This is a genomic window from Chryseobacterium phocaeense (assembly GCF_900169075.1).
GTDB classification, from domain to species: Bacteria; Bacteroidota; Bacteroidia; order Flavobacteriales; family Weeksellaceae; genus Chryseobacterium; species Chryseobacterium phocaeense.
The window spans coordinates 711225-728010 of the sequence record NZ_LT827015.1; the positions used below are offsets into that span (position 1 = coordinate 711225).

Annotated in this window: 13 protein-coding genes, 1 pseudogene and 1 riboswitch; of the genes and pseudogenes, 6 read left to right on the top strand and 8 right to left on the bottom strand. The window is 39.3% G+C overall.

All coding sequences use genetic code 11. The features are described 5' to 3' along the window. Window positions 1-53: 53 nt before the first annotated feature. Both dnaG and clpP read left to right on the top strand, forming a co-directional pair. Window positions 54-2036: a DNA primase gene (gene dnaG / locus B7E04_RS09995; RefSeq protein WP_080778516.1), complete on the top strand. Its 1983-nt coding sequence runs from the start codon at window positions 54-56 to the stop codon at window positions 2034-2036. A gap of 119 nt (window positions 2037-2155) precedes the next feature. Beyond that, the gene (clpP, locus tag B7E04_RS10000; RefSeq protein ID WP_027373257.1) at window positions 2156-2842 is read left to right on the top strand and encodes an ATP-dependent Clp endopeptidase proteolytic subunit ClpP; all 687 of its coding nucleotides are present in this window, start codon (window positions 2156-2158) and stop codon (window positions 2840-2842) included. Between the two features lie 242 nt (window positions 2843-3084). Here clpP and B7E04_RS10005 read toward each other — a convergent pair whose 3' ends face one another. Next, window positions 3085-4209, bottom strand: coding sequence for a T9SS type A sorting domain-containing protein (locus B7E04_RS10005; RefSeq protein ID WP_080778517.1), 1125 nt, complete (start codon window positions 4207-4209; stop codon window positions 3085-3087). A gap of 79 nt (window positions 4210-4288) precedes the next feature. Beyond that, a riboswitch (cobalamin riboswitch) is annotated at window positions 4289-4478 on the bottom strand. A gap of 384 nt (window positions 4479-4862) precedes the next feature. On the opposite strand from B7E04_RS10005, the gene B7E04_RS10010 reads away from it, so the two are divergent. Continuing rightward, window positions 4863-6131 carry an esterase-like activity of phytase family protein gene (locus tag B7E04_RS10010; protein ID WP_080778518.1) on the top strand — a complete coding sequence of 423 codons (1269 nt, stop codon included), beginning with the start codon at window positions 4863-4865 and terminating at the stop codon, window positions 6129-6131. 127 nt (window positions 6132-6258) lie between these two features. On the opposite strand, the gene tpiA is transcribed toward B7E04_RS10010, so the two are convergent. The 7 genes and pseudogenes from tpiA to B7E04_RS10045 form a co-directional block, all read right to left on the bottom strand. Beyond that, a complete protein-coding gene (gene tpiA / locus B7E04_RS10015) occupies window positions 6259-7020 on the bottom strand; it encodes a triose-phosphate isomerase (protein WP_080778519.1) in 762 nt (253 codons plus the stop codon). Between the two features lie 181 nt (window positions 7021-7201). Continuing rightward, window positions 7202-7579, bottom strand: a pseudogene (locus tag B7E04_RS10020) (GxxExxY protein). A gap of 37 nt (window positions 7580-7616) precedes the next feature. Beyond that, on the bottom strand, window positions 7617-9743 hold the full coding sequence (locus tag B7E04_RS10025) for a S9 family peptidase (RefSeq protein ID WP_080780644.1): 2127 nt from the start codon (window positions 9741-9743) through the stop codon (window positions 7617-7619). A 27-nt stretch (window positions 9744-9770) separates the two neighbouring features. Then, window positions 9771-10121 carry a tellurite resistance TerB family protein gene (locus tag B7E04_RS10030; protein WP_080778520.1) on the bottom strand — a complete coding sequence of 117 codons (351 nt, stop codon included), beginning with the start codon at window positions 10119-10121 and terminating at the stop codon, window positions 9771-9773. 3 nt (window positions 10122-10124) lie between these two features. Continuing rightward, a complete protein-coding gene (locus B7E04_RS10035; RefSeq protein ID WP_080778521.1) occupies window positions 10125-10805 on the bottom strand; it encodes a DUF6058 family natural product biosynthesis protein in 681 nt (226 codons plus the stop codon). A 14-nt stretch (window positions 10806-10819) separates the two neighbouring features. Continuing rightward, complete coding sequence (locus tag B7E04_RS10040) at window positions 10820-11932, bottom strand: BT_3928 family protein (RefSeq protein WP_080778522.1); 1113 nt, start codon at window positions 11930-11932, stop codon at window positions 10820-10822. Between the two features lie 6 nt (window positions 11933-11938). Then, window positions 11939-12502 (bottom strand): DUF1599 domain-containing protein, encoded by a 564-nt coding sequence (locus B7E04_RS10045; RefSeq protein WP_080778523.1) that lies wholly within the window; start codon window positions 12500-12502, stop codon window positions 11939-11941. Window positions 12503-12801: 299 nt separating this feature from the next. Here B7E04_RS10045 and folP point away from each other — a divergent pair, with 299 nt between their 5' ends. The 3 genes from folP (at window position 12802) to ilvD (ending at window position 16776) form a co-directional block, all read left to right on the top strand. After that, complete coding sequence (folP, locus tag B7E04_RS10050) at window positions 12802-13656, top strand: dihydropteroate synthase (RefSeq protein ID WP_449384827.1); 855 nt, start codon at window positions 12802-12804, stop codon at window positions 13654-13656. Window positions 13657-14008: 352 nt separating this feature from the next. Beyond that, window positions 14009-14890 carry a branched-chain-amino-acid transaminase gene (ilvE, locus tag B7E04_RS10055; protein ID WP_080778524.1) on the top strand — a complete coding sequence of 294 codons (882 nt, stop codon included), beginning with the start codon at window positions 14009-14011 and terminating at the stop codon, window positions 14888-14890. A 206-nt stretch (window positions 14891-15096) separates the two neighbouring features. Then, window positions 15097-16776, top strand: a complete 1680-nt coding sequence (gene ilvD, locus B7E04_RS10060; protein ID WP_185117074.1) for a dihydroxy-acid dehydratase — start codon at window positions 15097-15099, stop codon at window positions 16774-16776. The last annotated feature ends 10 nt before the right edge of the window (window positions 16777-16786 follow it).

Below are 16786 nucleotides of genomic sequence, written 5' to 3' on the forward strand. Positions count from 1 at the left end.
TCATTCTTTTCAGGTAAGTTTTTTTCTTCGGACTAAATATTTAATTTTACACTATGATTTCCAAACAGACCATAGATAAAATTTTCTCAACGATACGGGTAGAAGAGATTGTAGGGGAGTACGTTCAGCTGAAAAGGGCAGGGTCTAATTTTAAAGGGCTCAGTCCTTTCCATGAGGAAAAATCTCCAAGTTTTGTAGTGTCGCCAAGCAAGCAGATCTGGAAAGATTTCTCTACGGGGAAAGGGGGAACAGCCATTTCTTTCCTGATGGAGATCGAGAATTTCACGTATCCTGAAGCGCTTCGTCACGCCGCTAAAAAATACGGGATAGAGATTGAAGAAGATCAGCGTGAGTTTTCGGAAGAAGCCAAACATGCGCAGACTGAAAAAGATCAGCTGTATAAAATTCATGAAGTGGCCAACAGCTATTATCAGGAGATCTTATGGGATTCGGAAGAAGGAAAAAGTATTGGTCTGGCTTATTTCAGAGAACGTGAGCTGAAAGATGATATTATAAAAAAATTCCAGCTCGGATATTCTCCGGAAAAGAAAAATGCCTTTACCGCTTATGCAGAAGAAAAGGGATATTCAAAGGAAATTCTTGAAAAATCCGGACTTTCCATTTTCCCTGAGAATACGCCTTCCGGTATCGACCGATTCAGAGAGAGGGTGATTTTCCCGATCCACAGTTTTTCGGGAAGGGTTTTAGGTTTTGGAGCCAGAATCCTTAAGAATAACGTTAAAACAGCTAAGTACCTGAATTCTCCGGAAACGGAAATTTATCATAAATCCAATGTTCTCTACGGCTTAAATCAAAGCAAGCAGGCTATTTCACGAAAAAATATATGCCTTCTCGTGGAAGGGTATATGGACGTGATCGCGCTCCATATGGCGGGAATCGAGAATGTAGTGGCAAGTTCGGGGACTTCTTTGACTACAGAACAGATCAAGCTGATCAAAAGGCTCACAGAAAATGTAACGATCCTTTTTGATGGGGATAATGCGGGAATCAAAGCCAGTTTCAGAAGTATAGACATGCTTTTGACCGAAGGAATGAACATCCGTGTTCTTCTGTTTCCTGATGGTGACGACCCGGACTCCTTTTCCAGAAAACATCCGCAGGAGTACGTAGAAAAATTCATTGAAAATGAGGCGAAGGATTTTATTGATTTCAAGGCTGAAATACTTTTAAGAGAAGTCGGAAATGACCCGATTAAAAAAGCTGAAGCCATCCGTGATATCGTAAAATCTGTAGGTTTTGTGCAGAATGCGCTGAAAAGGGAAGTATACCTGAAAGAGGTTTCCAATAAATTCGGTCTTTCAGAGCAGAGCCTTTTCAATGAGCTTGATGTTCAGAAACAGATCACACAGAACCAGCATCAGCATGTTCAGCAGCAGAAGGAAAAGGTTCAGCCCAAGCTTGAAGTTGTTCCCCTGGATACGGAAAAAGCAGACCCTTATCTCTACGATGTTCTCTTTATGGAGAGCAAACTTGTGGATCATATGCTGATGTTTGGCGATATTGTTCTCAAAAGAAGGAATGAAAAAGACGAAGAGTACCAGATTACAGTTATTGAAGAGATTTTACTCCATTTTGAAGAAGAGCAGTACAGCTTTTTAGTCAAAGGAAATGAAATTATTATTGATCAGGTAAAAGAAGGAATCCAGAAAGATGAGCTGAGAAGCGGCAACTTTTTTGTGTCTTTTATGGATGAAGAGATCACTTCCAAAGTTGTAGATGCTCTGATGCCTCTGGATGAGCTTGAAAACTGGGGGTCCAGAAATATTTATCCTCCCAACTACGGCGACAAAATTGCCGAACAGGTACAGGGAGACGTTCTGCTGCACAAATACAGGTATATTGACTATCTGATCAAAGAAACCGCGAAGCAACTGGACGAGTACAGCGGTAAGGATGAAGGAAAGTATTATGAACTGATCAAAAAAATCACCTTACTGAAACAGGCTTCCATGAAATTGAGTGATATCATTGAGTATTCTCCTATCAAAGGAATCTACGTAGACAGGAAAAGATAGATTGACAGACAGATCTTTAAAGATTTCAGATATTCTGTGACAAAAAGTCCTGTAAATTTTTAGGAATAAAAGTTGTAATTTAAACTTTGAAAAAATTGTTAATAATACATAATAGAAATATGGACATTAAAAAAGAATTCAGAGATTTCTCTGTAAAACATTTAGGAAACAACGGTCTGGTTACCGATCAGTATATGGGAATGTACGGCCCTACTAACCTTACGCCGTACATCATGGAAGAAAGAAGATTAAACGTGGCACAGATGGACGTATTCTCGCGTCTGATGATGGACAGAATTATCTTCCTTGGAACAGGAATAGATGATCAGGTGGCCAATATTGTAACGGCCCAGCTTTTATTCCTTGAAAGCGCTGACCCTTCAAAAGATATCCAGATCTACATCAATTCCCCTGGTGGAAGCGTTTATGCAGGTTTAGGAATTTATGACACCATGCAGATCATCAAACCGGATGTGGCAACCATCTGCACAGGAATGGCGGCTTCAATGGGAGCTGTATTGCTTGTGGCAGGAGAAAAAGGAAAACGTTCCGCATTGAAACACTCAAGGGTAATGATTCACCAGCCTTCAGGAGGTGCTCAGGGAGTAGCTTCAGATATGGAGATCAACCTGAGAGAGATGCTTAAACTGAAGCAGGAGCTTTATGAAATCATCGGCCACCACTCAGGACAAACGTATGAGTGGGTAGAAAAGTCTTCAGACAGAGATTACTGGATGACTTCTGAAGAAGCGAAAGGCTACGGAATGGTAGACGAAGTTTTACAGAGATCTACAGAGAAAAAATAATTTCCTTTGAGAATATTGAAAAACGCACCGGTTTCGGTGCGTTTTTTTAGTTTTATTTAACCACAAAAGAGGCAAAAGGTTTTTAACACTTTAGTTATTTTGAAGTTGAAAATTTTGAAAATAGAAGAACACTTAGTTCTATGAAAATCAAATATTTTCATATGACAAAAATTCGTCGGATCAAAATTCCCATCCCTTGGAGGGGTGGCGAAAATTCGAAGAATTTTTGACGGGGTGGTTTTCTATTTCTTAATAACTTTATGGACCGTAGTTGCCTTTGATGTTTTAATTTCTACTAAATAAACCCCGTCTTTCAAGACTTGAATATTCATCTTTGCATTGGTTCCTGTTAATATTTTTTGTCCTGAAGTAGCATAAATATTCACTTCCTTAATTTTTTCAGCAGTTTCGATCCGGATAAAATCACTCGCAGGATTAGGATAAATTCTGAATTCCTTTTTACTGATTTCAGAAACCCCTAAGACCGTACTTGAAGCCTCTTTCGGTGTAAATGGTATCCTCTGTCCAAACCCAAGACCCAGCCAGTCATTATTACTAAGTTGAATCTGAGACAAATCGGTTTGCCCTCTCCAGCTTGAAAGGTCTTTTCCTTTGAATAGTTTCCAGGTATTGCTTCCGGAAGCTGTTCCGGTAAAATTATTCAGAGACAGCGTACTGATCTGGTTGTTATTTGATGTAAAATTAAAGTAAGAAACCTGAGTCTGGATCAGCTGAAGAGCCTGTTCCGCCGTTAAGTTTCCGTTGTATTTAATTCCAAAAACAAAAGAATGAGCTTCCCCTGCAGCGTTATTAGTCCCGAAATCGATAACCACAAGACTTGTATTGCTTCCGGTACCAATCCAGTTGGTGATTTGAGAAGAACTGTACCATGCAGAATGGTATGCGGCTACAGGAGCCGAAGGATGGGAAAGTGCCGGTGTAGTAGGTGTAAATCCGTAACCGTAAGAAATTCCGTACCATTTGCCATCTACCAGCGGATCATTATTAACGCCATTGTTCAGCTGCATATTTTCAGCTGTTGGTCCGGACCAGGTAGACCAGTAATCATCCAGACTGGGTGTGTGGTGGTTGTAATTCAGGCTGTAAAGAAATCCTGAGGGAACTTCCGCTTCCATTTTCGGTTCTGCTGCATCAATAGCATTGATGAGGTCTTCCATGGTAAGGTTATCCGCATCATAACGATAGCCCCATGCATACGAAGTGGGATGGTCACTGTCATTAAAATCAGCGATGAAGAACGCTTTTTTAGAGCCGGTTCCTACCCAGAATTTAATGTCATTCTCTGTAAACTGGGCAGAGAATAGCTGCAGACATAGCAGCAGGAAAAAAAGATAGATCTTTTTCATAATATAATTAAAATAAAGTTTTATTCCCGAAACTTTCCTTCAAAAGATAAGATGATGCTTTTCAGCTCCTTCTTCTCATGAAGTGAATGTCATTAAGGCAGGTCTCCTGGCTTGCTTCTTCAGGTACGCCTTCCCGGATGTTATCCAGTGGCAATAGGTACAGAAAGTGTAAACAGCTTACAGTTGCGGGTACAGCTCAAGCATTGAATTTCTTCTCACTTGATTCCCTTTTAATGAACAGATGTTCAGCCTTAACGGGTGCAAAGATATTAGATAAATTTTTGAATGTGTTTTGTGAATTATGATGTTATTTCTTTATTATATTTACGATAAGGATTAATTTAATTCCTTGGTTTTTAGATTTAATAAAGAATCAGGATGAAGCTTGAAGATATACGGATTAATTCCAATAAATTTCATTGTCATTGCAAACAGCCAGGCGACGAGGTAAGTTCATCAAACTCTTACTGAAAATCTTCGATTTTCTTGCGCCTTAAAGCGGATTCATAATAAAAACCTTGCGACCATTGCGGTTTTCCAACAAAAAACTTAAACAAGCTTGTTGTCTGAAGGTTTTATTGTTAAAATACATTTATCATTAAATTTAAGATCAGTTTATAATCAAGCTATATTTTCGCGGCATAAAAGTAACTATGAAAAAACTGCTGCTGTCAGCTATAGCATTCACAGCTATCATGTCATGTAACGACAACGATCAAGTAGATAACCAGAACCAGGATATCAACTATGCAAAACTTCCCCAGGAGTTTCCTTTTTCCACATTAATGACCCTGAATGGTGTCAATGTAATCAACGGTGGATTCGGTTCCGGAGCTGCTGCACACACTAGCAGGAAAGGGGAATTTTATGTCATTACCGACCGCGGTCCCAATGTAGCGTACCAGAATGGAATAAAAATCCTTGCCCCGGGCTTTACCCCAACCATTATGCATTTCAAAATCAATGCGGAAGGAAATATTGAGGTCATTAAATATATTAAACTTAAAAATCCTTCAGGGCAGCTTATCACAGGACTTCCAAACCCGGCGGGAATGGGAAGTACGGGAGAAATAGCCTACGACTCGTCAGGAAATGTTTTAGGAACAGATAATTATGGATTAGACAGCGAAAGTATTGTAGCTGCCACAGACGGAACATTTTGGGTTTCGGATGAGTATGGGCCACATATTGTTCATTACAGTGCGGAGGGAGTGGAGCTGGAAAGAATCAGCCCGATCGGCGTAAACACAGGAGCAAGAAAATTACCCGCTGTTTTTTCCAAAAGAAGACCCAACCGCGGAATGGAAGGCATGTGCATGACACCAGACGGGAAAATGCTTGTAGGAACGATGCAGTCGACAATGTATGTGCCTACAAAAGCGCTGGCAACGAATACAACTTTAACGAGAATCGTTACTTTCGATCTGGCTACCGGACAGACAAAGCAATACTTATATAAACAGGACGGGGGAGCTTCAGATTCTGTGTGTGATATTACCCCAATCAGCAATACTGAATTTCTGGTGATCGAAAGAGACGGAAACTTCGGTTCTTCCGGAGGACTTAAAAAAGTGTATAGAATTAATCTCTCAGGAGCATCCGATGTATCAGGAACGGATTTAACGGCCGTAGACGGAATGAAAATCAACGGAAAAACCCTTGAGCAGTCTACATGGGACGAAATCAATACGGCAGGATTAAAACCGGTTACAAAGACTCTCGCTGTGGATCTGGTCACAAAAATAGGCTATGACCACGATAAATTTGAAGGAATTGTATACTTAGGAAATAACAAACTCGCTGTTTTCAATGACGATGATTTCGGGGTTGCAGACGACGGAAACGGAAATCCAAAAACAAAGATTCTGCCTAAAACAGGCAAACAGGATAAAGGAACCATGTATGTAGTCGATATTCAATAATTAGATTTTTTAAGAAGAAACGGCGGCCTCGGAGAGGCCGCCGTTTTTTATTGGATATGGTCTTCAATTCAATAGGGATTTAGCCCATTTACCAAAGACAATGAATTCCATTGGCTTTAGCCAAAATCTATCCATTAAAACCTTCAATAATTTTTGAGAAATCTTCCAGTTTTAAAGCCGCACCTCCGATCAGTCCGCCATCAATGTCAGGCTGAGAGAAAATTTCTTTAGCATTGTCTGGCTTCACAGAACCTCCGTAAAGGATAGAAATTTCGTCAGCAACTTCCTTTCCGTATTTGGCCGCAATAATACTTCTGATGTGTGCATGAATCTCCTGAGCCTGTTCAGGAGTAGCTGTTTCACCGGTTCCGATAGCCCAAACCGGTTCGTAAGCGATCACCACTTTTTTGATTTCTTCTGCAGAAAGTGTGAAAAGAGCCACTTCAGTCTGGTTTTTTACCACTTCGAAATGCTGTCCTGCTTTTCTCTGCTCAAGGGTTTCTCCGTTGCAATATACAGGGATCAGTCCCTTGTCAAGGGCTAATTTGATCTTTCTGTTGCAGTGGGAATCTGTTTCTCCGTGGTATTGTCTTCTTTCGGAGTGACCGATCAAAGAACCTGTCACATCAATGGATTCAAGCATATCTGCAGAAAGTTCACCGGTATAGGCACCGCTTTCATGCTCACTCATATCCTGGGAAAATACACCGATCTCATCTTTTTCGAAGATATCTTTAGCCATCATCAAATATAAAGAAGGCGGGGCGATCCATACCTCACAGTTGGTGGTGTTATTGTTTTTATAGCTCAGTAATTGAATCATCAACTGTTGTGCGTCAATGACATTTTTGTTCATTTTCCAGTTTCCTGCCACTATTTTTCTTCTCATAACCTTAACTAATTATATAATTTATTCTTATTTTTATTTTATTTCCCGCAGATTATATGAAATTTCATTTTCCGTCATATAAAATCTGCCTAATCAGCAAAATCTGCGTGATGCCTATTTACTGATCCATTCAAATCATTCTACTGCTTTATTTCTCGCAGATTTTGCTGATTGAGCAGATCTAAATATGATTAACCACTCTTTTAATACTTTCCATAATATTGGTGGTATTAAAATTAACCAATAGCCCTAGTTTTTTATCTGATAACTTTAAATAGGTATAAAGCTGTTTGTAGTGAATAGCTTCCAACTCTTTTATTGATTTTAGTTCTAAAACAACTTTGTTTTCTACTAAAATGTCAATTTTAAAATTAAGATCAAACTTTTTATTGCTATAATATACCGGAAGAATAACTTCCTATTTTACTTCAAGTCCATTTTCCTCCAATTCATAAATAAGAATTTTTTGATATACAGATTCTAACAGACCAGGACCTAGCTGATTATAAACATTAAAAATGCATTTCCTAACAATATATGAAATTTCATTTTCCGTCATATAAAAATCTGCCTAATCAGCAAAATCTGCGTGATGCTTACTTATCAATCCCTTCCAGCTTAAACATAAACGCATACACCAAAGCCGTATCCTTCAGGTAATCAAATCTTCCCGAAGCACCGCCATGGCCGTATTCCATGTCTGTTTTTAAAAGCAGTACGTTTTTGTCTGTTTTCATATCCCTTAGCTTGGAAACCCATTTGGCAGGCTCAAAATACTGTACCTGAGAATCATGCAGACCTGTCGTTACCAATAGATTCGGATAGTTTTTCTTCTCTATATTTTCGTACGGCGAATAGGATTTCATATACATATAAGCATCCTTGTTGTTGGGATTTCCCCATTCATCATATTCGTTGGTGGTCAATGGAATGCTTTCGTCAAGCATCGTATTGATCACATCTACAAACGGAACCTGAGAAATAACCCCGTTCCATAAATTAGGGCTCATATTCATCACAGCTCCCATCAGAAGACCTCCAGCGCTTCCGCCTTGGGCATAAAGATGTTTAGGGGATGTATATTTTTCTTTAACCAGGTATTCTCCGGAATCAATGAAGTCGGTGAAGGTATTTTTCTTTTTCATCATTTTCCCGTCCTCATACCACTGCCGTCCCATTTCCTGACCGCCGCGGATATGAGCGATGGCAAAGGCAAAACCTCTGTTCAGAAGGCTCAGTCTGGTACTGCTGAAAGTAGCATCCATTGAACTTCCGTAAGAACCGTACGCATAGAGTAGAAGCGGGCTGTTTCCGTCTTTTTTATATCCTTTTTTGTAAACTATCGAAATTGGAATTTTTGTTCCGTCTTTGGCTGTGGCAAAAAGTCTTTCGGTTACGTAATTGCTTTTATCATAACCGCCTAAAACTTCCTGCTGCTTTAATAAAACTCTTTTCCCGGTTTTTAAATCCTGCTCAAACTGTGAACTGGGTGTTACCATCGAGGTGTATCCGAAGCGGAAATTATCCGTATTATATTCCGGGTTATCTGATGAATAAACGGTATAGGCCGGTTCATCGAATTTCAGAAACTCTTTCTTGCCTGTTTTTCTGTCATAAATCACCAGCTGGGAAAGCCCGTTTTGTCTTTCTCCAAAAACAAGATAATTCTTAAAAGCACTGATACTCTGCATCAGTACATCTTTTCTGTGTGGAATAAAATCTTTCCAGTTGTCAACACCTGTTTTATCCAAAGGTGTTTCAACAACCTTGAAATTTAAGGCGTCCTTATTCGTTCTGACCAGGAACCTATCTTCCAAAGGAGTCACCGAATACAGGACATTTTTCATTCTCGGCTGAAAAACATTGAATTCTCCGTTGGGTTTGTCGGCATCCAGATACTTCGTTTCAGAGGAAGTAGTGGCACCGGAATAGATAAAAATGAATTTCTCGTTTTTGGATTTATAGACTGAAATATAGTTGGTTTTGTCTTTTTCCTCGTAAACGGTAACATCTTTAGCAGGATCTGTTCCTAACGTATGTCTTTTGATTTTTTCAGATAAAAGCGTCACAGGATTGTTCTCTGTGTAGAAAATAGTTTTGTTGTCATTTCCCCATTCTGCAGAACCTCCGGTGTTTTTAATTCCCAGATCCGTAATTTTTCCGGTGGTAAGGTCTTTTAGGAACAGTTTATACTGTCTTCTGGAAACATCATCCACCCCAAAGATCATCTTTGTGTTATCCGGGCTGATGCTGAAACCTGAAGCGGAATAATAGGAATGTCCTTCCGCCATTTTATCTACATCCAGAAGAATTTCTTCAGGAGCAGTAAGGCTTCCTTTTTTCCGGCAGTATTTGAAATACTGTTTTCCTGTTTCCGTACGGCTGTAATAGTAGTACCCTTTTTTGAAAACCGGGACAGACTCATCTTTTTCTTTGATCCTGGACTTCATTTCCTGGAAAAGCTGTTCCCTGAAAGGCTCGGTATCCTTCATCATACCTGTCCAGTACGTGTTTTCGGCTTTCAGATAATCAACTACTTTCGTGGAATCTTTTCCTTTTTTAAAATAATCAATCATCCAGTAATAAGGATCATTCACCTTATCACTGTGAATTTCGCGGATATGTTCCTGCTTTTCGGCTATAGGAGCTTTAAGGTCAGGAAATTTTTGAGACTGTATCGCAGATGCACTCATAATTAGAATTCCCAGATAAAATTTTTTCATATGCATTTTATTTTTTGATGCGTTTTTTTAGGCTAAATTCCACAGGTTTTTTAAAAGCTTGTAAAACGTATGCTCTTCATCAGTGACTTTATTGTCAGCCTTGATCAGTGTTTTGGCAAATTCTGCAAATTTTACACGCTCGTCCTGCGTAGAATCATCGAAGAAACATCTGGCGTGGAATTCAAAGTGGTCTTTCCATTCTTCAGGCTGTAAAAGTGCCAGTGTTTCAAGCTCGTTGTCAAGGTTCATTCTGAATGGAAACTCATCTGCCATATACTGCTGAATCAGCATTCCTTCCTCAGGAGCAAATTCTCCGTCTACAGAAGAAAGAATCATTAGTAAGTGATAACCGGCGATTGATTTATTTGATTTTTGCATGCTTTAATATTTTTTTACTAGATAGTCTAAGTTATTTTCTTCTAAAATTTTATCGAGATATTTTCCCCTGCTGCTTGATTTTCTTTGATAAGGAGCAAATTTTTGAGCTACTTCGTTAAACTCTTCACCCAGTTTCATCAGTTCTTCTGATTCATCATCGGTAAGTTTTTTACCAGATAACTGGGTGTTGAACTGAATCAGTTTTTTAACTGCAATTTCCTTTTTTACAATTTCCTCTTCAGTGGAATGTAAGGTACAAATCCCATATATACCGTCACAATAGGCTGTCCACTCACTTTCAAATATTTCATTCAGTTTTTCCTGTTCCGGAAAAGAGGTTTTGAACATACCATCATAAGCAAAGTTTTTATGAGGATGGTTCATCAGATGCCGGATGAAATTTTCTTTAAAATCTTCCTTGTATTGATGAATATCTCTTAATTCTTTATTCTTTTCAATTAATGAAATACAGTTTTTACTGAAAAACTTCTCTGTAATCTCATTTTCAAATTCATCATTAAGAGGTGAGGTTATTCTAATAGTTCGGGAAACTGTATAAGAGTGCTGGGGAACTAATTGATTTTGAATAAGTACAGCCAATTCATCCTTGCTGATATTTGTTATATTACATAATTCAGCTTCTGTAATATAATTTTCATTAATATAATTGAAATTTTGTTCCATTAGCGTTAAAATAATTAGTTGATATAGTCTTTCGCAGGCTGTTTATCCACAATTTTTCCGTTTTGAAGAATCAGTACAAAAGGATTGCTTCTTGCAATGGTTTTAATGGCAGTTCCGTCCATCATTGCATTTTTAAGGGTTTTAAAAGTATTGTGATCTGTAGAAATTCCATAGGTCACAGCTCCTTTCTGGGCGTTTACTTTAGCTTCCACTTTCTGCATCAGGTCAGCAGGAACCTCTTTCGGGTGATAGGAGAAAACCAGGACAGCCTTTGGGGCGTTGATGATTTCATCCGTCAGATCCATACCAGTAGGATCTTCAATCTTGAATTTCACGATCTCGGATTTATACCCTTCTTTTACCAGAACGGATTCATTTTTTCCTTCCTCAATCTTCCATGGAGAACCTTCCGCCCAGTACTTGGTTTCCTTAATATAATCGTCCTGATTCACCTTTAGAACTTCTCCTGTCTTTTGGTTTTTAAGAGAGTAGAAGGTTTTATATTCAGAAGGGTTTTTGTTGATTTTTTCCTTTTCAGCTTTAAGATTGGTTCCCGTTTTATAATCCCGGAAATCAATCAATGGTTCATGCATAATTCCCTGTGCCATAATGTAGATCATTACCACGGCAAAAAGTCCCAGAAGAACATACCTGAACTTACCGGAAGGCTCTTTCGGACCGCTGCTGCTGTATTCATCTTTCTTTTGAAACTCCTTTCTGTAAAGGATAAACAGAAGGATAAGCCCAACAAGAAGCACGATATCTTTAATAAAACTCTGCCATGGCGTAAACTTGATGGCATCTCCAAAACACCCGCAGTCCGTCACTACATTGTAATAAGCAGAATAAAAAGTAAGGAAGCCAAAGAAGATACAAAGGGCAATTAATGCTGAAAGCGTAAACTTAAGCTTCAGTTTCAGTAAAAGCATAAATCCCAGGAAAAGCTCCAGTACAACGACAATAACCGAGAACAGAAGCGCAAATTTTTCCAGGAACGGCATATTGAAGACGGAAGGGGCAAAATATTCTTCCATTTTGAAAGAAAAACCTACCAGATCCACAGCCTTTACAAAACCGGAAAGGATGAAGATTACAGCAATAATAAAACGTAATAAACCTTTGATCATAGTAATTTATTTTTGGGTTTCGGAAATATTTTCTTTTTCTGAGAACTTGATCAGGCAGAAAACAGCGTAGTTCAGCATGTCAAAATAATTCGCATCCAACCCTTCTGAAACTATGGTTTTTCCCTGATTGTCTTCAATCTGCTTTGTTCTCAACACTTTCTGGTAAATAAGATCAGTAATGGAAGAAATTCTCATATCCCTCCACGCTTCACCATAATCATGATTCTTTCTTTCCATTAAAACCCGGGCTTCATGAGCATATTGATCGTAAAGGCTTAAAACCTCTTCCTTATTTTCATTAAAATCATTGGAAAGCCCCTTTTCAAGCTGAATAAGCCCGATGATAGAATAGTTCACAATAGCAATGAATTCATCTTCCTCGCTTTCATCTACCATCTTTTTATCAGTCATCTGAAGTGTCCGGATTCTGTTCACTTTAATGTAAATCTGGTCCGTAATGGAACTCGGTCTCAAAACCCTCCACGCGGCACCATAATCCTGTAATTTTTTGCCGAATAAATCCCGGCATTCACTAATAACTTTCCCGAACTGTACTGATGTTTCTGACATAAATTCTCTTAATCTCCCAAATATACGAATTAGGTTTCAGGTAGCGGGAATCAGGGGTTGATTTTTGTCACAGTTTGAGTTTTAGGGTTTGAGTGTTGGAGAGTTTTAGCGTTGCGGGGTACGGGGTGGAAATTTTCGGGATATATTGTTTTAGGTTGCCGGTCGAACTTTAAACCTTAAACTTTAAACCTTGAACCTTGAACATAAAAAACCAAACTCTCCACATTCCACAATAAGTAGTAATTTTGCAGAATACAGATCATTCATCAACTATCAATTATCAATTATCAATCATAAGCATGTCCTCAAACCCTCAAACGCCCAAACCCTTCCACTCAATAAACTGCAATGGAAGGCTGGTAGATCTCGATACCCCCAAAATCATGGGTATTCTCAATCTTACCCCTGATTCTTTTTCCGACGGAGGGAAGTTTAACAGCGAAAAATCAGCACTGAAGCATGCTGAAAAGCTTCTACAGGATGGAGCAGAGATCATCGATGTCGGACCGCAGTCTACACGGCCGAATGCAGAATTTTTAACCGGCAAAGAAGAAATTGAAAGGATCGGAAACGTCATTTCCCGGATAAAAAAAGAATTCCCCCAGTCACTGATTTCACTGGATACTTTTTATGCGGAGACCGTGAAATTCGGATTTAGTGAGGGGATTGACATGATCAATGATATTTCCGGCGGACAGTATGACAGCAAGATGTTCGATACTGCTGCTGAAACGGGACTTCCTTACATTCTGATGCATGTAAATCCATCCTATGAAACGATGCATGATAAAATAAAATTTGAAGATATAACATTGGAAGTCAACCGTTATTTTTCTAAAAAAACCAGTGAACTTCTTGAAAAAGGAGTTAAAGACATTATCCTGGATCCGGGTTTTGGTTTTGGAAAAACAGTGGAAGATCAGATGAAAATGATAGGAGAAACTGAATATTTAGGTTTTAAAAGATTTCCTCTGTTGATAGGTATTTCCAGAAAATCATTTATCTATAAACCGCTGGGGAAATCTCCTTTGGACATCAATGAAGAAACCCAGAAACTGCACCTGAAAGTTTTGGAACAGGGAGCCCGGATTTTAAGAGTTCATGATGTAGCAGAAACAGCTGTAACCATCAGAGACTTTTTACAGAAAAAATAAAAAGTGTTTAAAAAACTTGCAGGATATTAAAAATTCAATACATTTGCATCATGAATTTTACGAATCAGAAAAATATTATTGTCATTTCTACTACTATTGTTGTCATTAGCAACAGTAAGGAAACGGCATTTTAAAAATATTTTAATTTAAATTATATAGGCCGTTTCATTTGTTTGAAGCGGTTTTTTTATTTCAGAAATTATGTATCAGTTATTAACAGTAATTATTATCGTCATTATTATTCCCTTACGTCTGTGAGCAGGAAAGAATATGACTATACATATTTGAGCCCTCTCACAGCGTGAGAGGGCTTTTTTTATTCCTTTTTTGTCAATAATTAAACCTCTATAACATGTATTACAACGACGACACGATCATCTATTTTGATGGGAAATTTATGAAAGCCAAAGAAGCCGGAACAGATCTTTACGGACAGTCCCTTCATTATGGGTACTCTGTTTTTGAAGGCATTAAATCCTACAGCACAGAGCATGGAACAAGAATTTTCAAAGCAAAGGAACATTACGAAAGGCTGAAAAGATCAGCCGAACTGATGCACATTCCGTTCAATTATTCAGTGGATGAGCTTACTGATCTTACTTATGAACTTCTGCAACGAAACGGCTTCAGTGATGCCTATATCCGGCCGCTGGTCACCTGTTCCCCCAATATGTCCCTTTCAAAAGGACAAAAATCCTATCTGTCCCTGCTGGCCTGGGAATGGAATAACGGGTATCTCGCTGATAAAATGAGGGTGATGACTTCTCCGTTTCAACGCCCTAACCCCAAAGCATTTAAAGTGGAAGCCAAAGTAGGTGGGCACTATGTCAACTCTATACTGGCCTGTCAGGATGCCAAAGACAAAGGCTACGATGAAGCACTTGTCCTCGATGAAAACGGAAACGTAGCCGAAAGCTCCGGAGCCAATATTTTTTACGAAAAAGACGGGGTTTTATTTACTCCCGCCAAAGGAAGCATCCTTCCGGGGATCACCAGACAAACAGTTTTTGAGCTATGTGAGGAGCTTAATATTCCAGTAAAAGAAACCTTCTTTAAGCCTGAAGAAATGAGAGGAGCTGATGCTGCTTTTTTCTGCGGTACGGCAGCTGAAATCGTTGCCCTGGATTCTTTGGATAATGTTCCCTTTATCCGAAACTGGGAAGAAACGGCAAGCGAAAAAGTACAGAAGGCTTATTTGAATCGCGTAAGAGGTTCTGTTATTGTAAATTTTTAGAATATAAATAATTGATTATTAATTAATTAAATCTGATTTCTAAGCAATTGAATATTGTAGTTTTCACAAAAACAGAAAATTTAAAAATATAACAAGCTGTAGTTTTGAGCCAAAATTGAACAAAAATTTCGTGAATGGATTCCGAAAAATATAAAATTTCCAATACAAGACTGAAAAAATGACAAGAACAGCAAATGCAGGACAATATGTTAAATAAATATTCAAAAACATTCACACAAAACAGAAAGCAGCCGGCTGCAAAAGCAATGCTGTACGGAATAGGGTTTACAGAAGAAGATATGCACAAAGCCCAGATCGGGATTGCCAGCATGGGCTATGACGGAAATACCTGCAACATGCATCTGAATGACCTGGCCAAAGTGGTGAAAAAAGGAACCTGGGATCATGGGCTAGCCGGATTGATCTTCAACACCATCGGCGTAAGCGACGGAATGAGCAACGGTACAGACGGGATGCGTTATTCACTGGTAAGCCGGGATGTGATTGCAGACAGCATCGAAGCCATCTGCGGAGCACAATACTATGACGGAATCATTGCCCTGCCCGGTTGTGACAAGAATATGCCGGGAACCATTATCGCGATGGGAAGACTGAACAGACCTTCCATCATGGTCTATGGCGGAACCATTGCTCCGGGATGCTATAAAAACGAAACGCTTAACATCGTTTCCGCTTTTGAAGCTTTGGGGAAGAAAATTGCAGGAGAAATTTCAGAAGAGGATTTTAACGGTGTGATTAAAAATTCCTGCCCCGGTGCCGGTGCCTGCGGAGGAATGTATACCGCGAATACGATGTCTTCAGCGATTGAAGCACTAGGCATGAGCCTTCCGTATTCATCCTCAAACCCAGCATTAAGCAAAGAAAAGCAGAACGAGTGTCTTGAAGCGGGAAAATACATTAGAATACTGCTGGAAAAAGACATCAAACCTTCAGATATTATGACCCGGAAAGCCTTTGAAAATGCGCTTCGTTTGATTGTTATTTTAGGCGGAAGCACCAACGCTGTATTGCATTTTATAGCCATGGCTAAAAGTGTTGGGATTTCCATTACCCAGGATGATTTTCAAAAGATGAGTGACTGTACATCCGTACTCGCAGACCTTAAACCCAGTGGGAAATACCTGATGCAGGACCTTCATGAACACGGCGGAACACCTGCTGTCATGAAATATCTCCTGGAAGAAGGATTACTGCATGGCGATTGTCTCACAGTTACCGGAAAGACCCTCGCTGAAAATCTGGAAAATGTACCTGCGCTGGACTTTACAAAGCAAAAGATCATCAGGCCTTTGTCAAATCCAATCAAAGAAACAGGACACCTAAGAATTCTCTATGGAAATCTTGCAGAAAAAGGAAGTGTCGCGAAAATAACCGGAAAAGAAGGTGAAAAATTCTCAGGAAAAGCAAGGGTATTTGATGGCGAGAAAAACCTGATCGAAGGTATTGAAAACGGAACAGTACAGCACGGAGATGTCATTGTAATCCGCCATGAGGGGCCGAAAGGAGCTCCCGGAATGCCGGAAATGCTGAAACCAACGAGTGCCCTTATCGGAGCAGGCTTAGGCGGAAGTGTAGCGTTGATTACCGATGGCAGATTCAGTGGCGGAACCCATGGTTTTGTAGTAGGGCATATTACCCCGGAGGCCCATGAAGGCGGATTGATCGCTTTTGTAAAAGACAACGATCTGATTGAAATAGATGCTGTAAACAACACCATACAATTAAAAGTCTCCGAAGAAGAAATTGAACACAGGAAAAAAGGATGGCAAAAACCTGAGCTTAAAGTAAAAAAAGGATTGCTGTATAAATATGCGCTTACCGTATCATCAGCGGCTGAAGGTTGTGTAACGGATGAAATCACCTAACAAAAATATA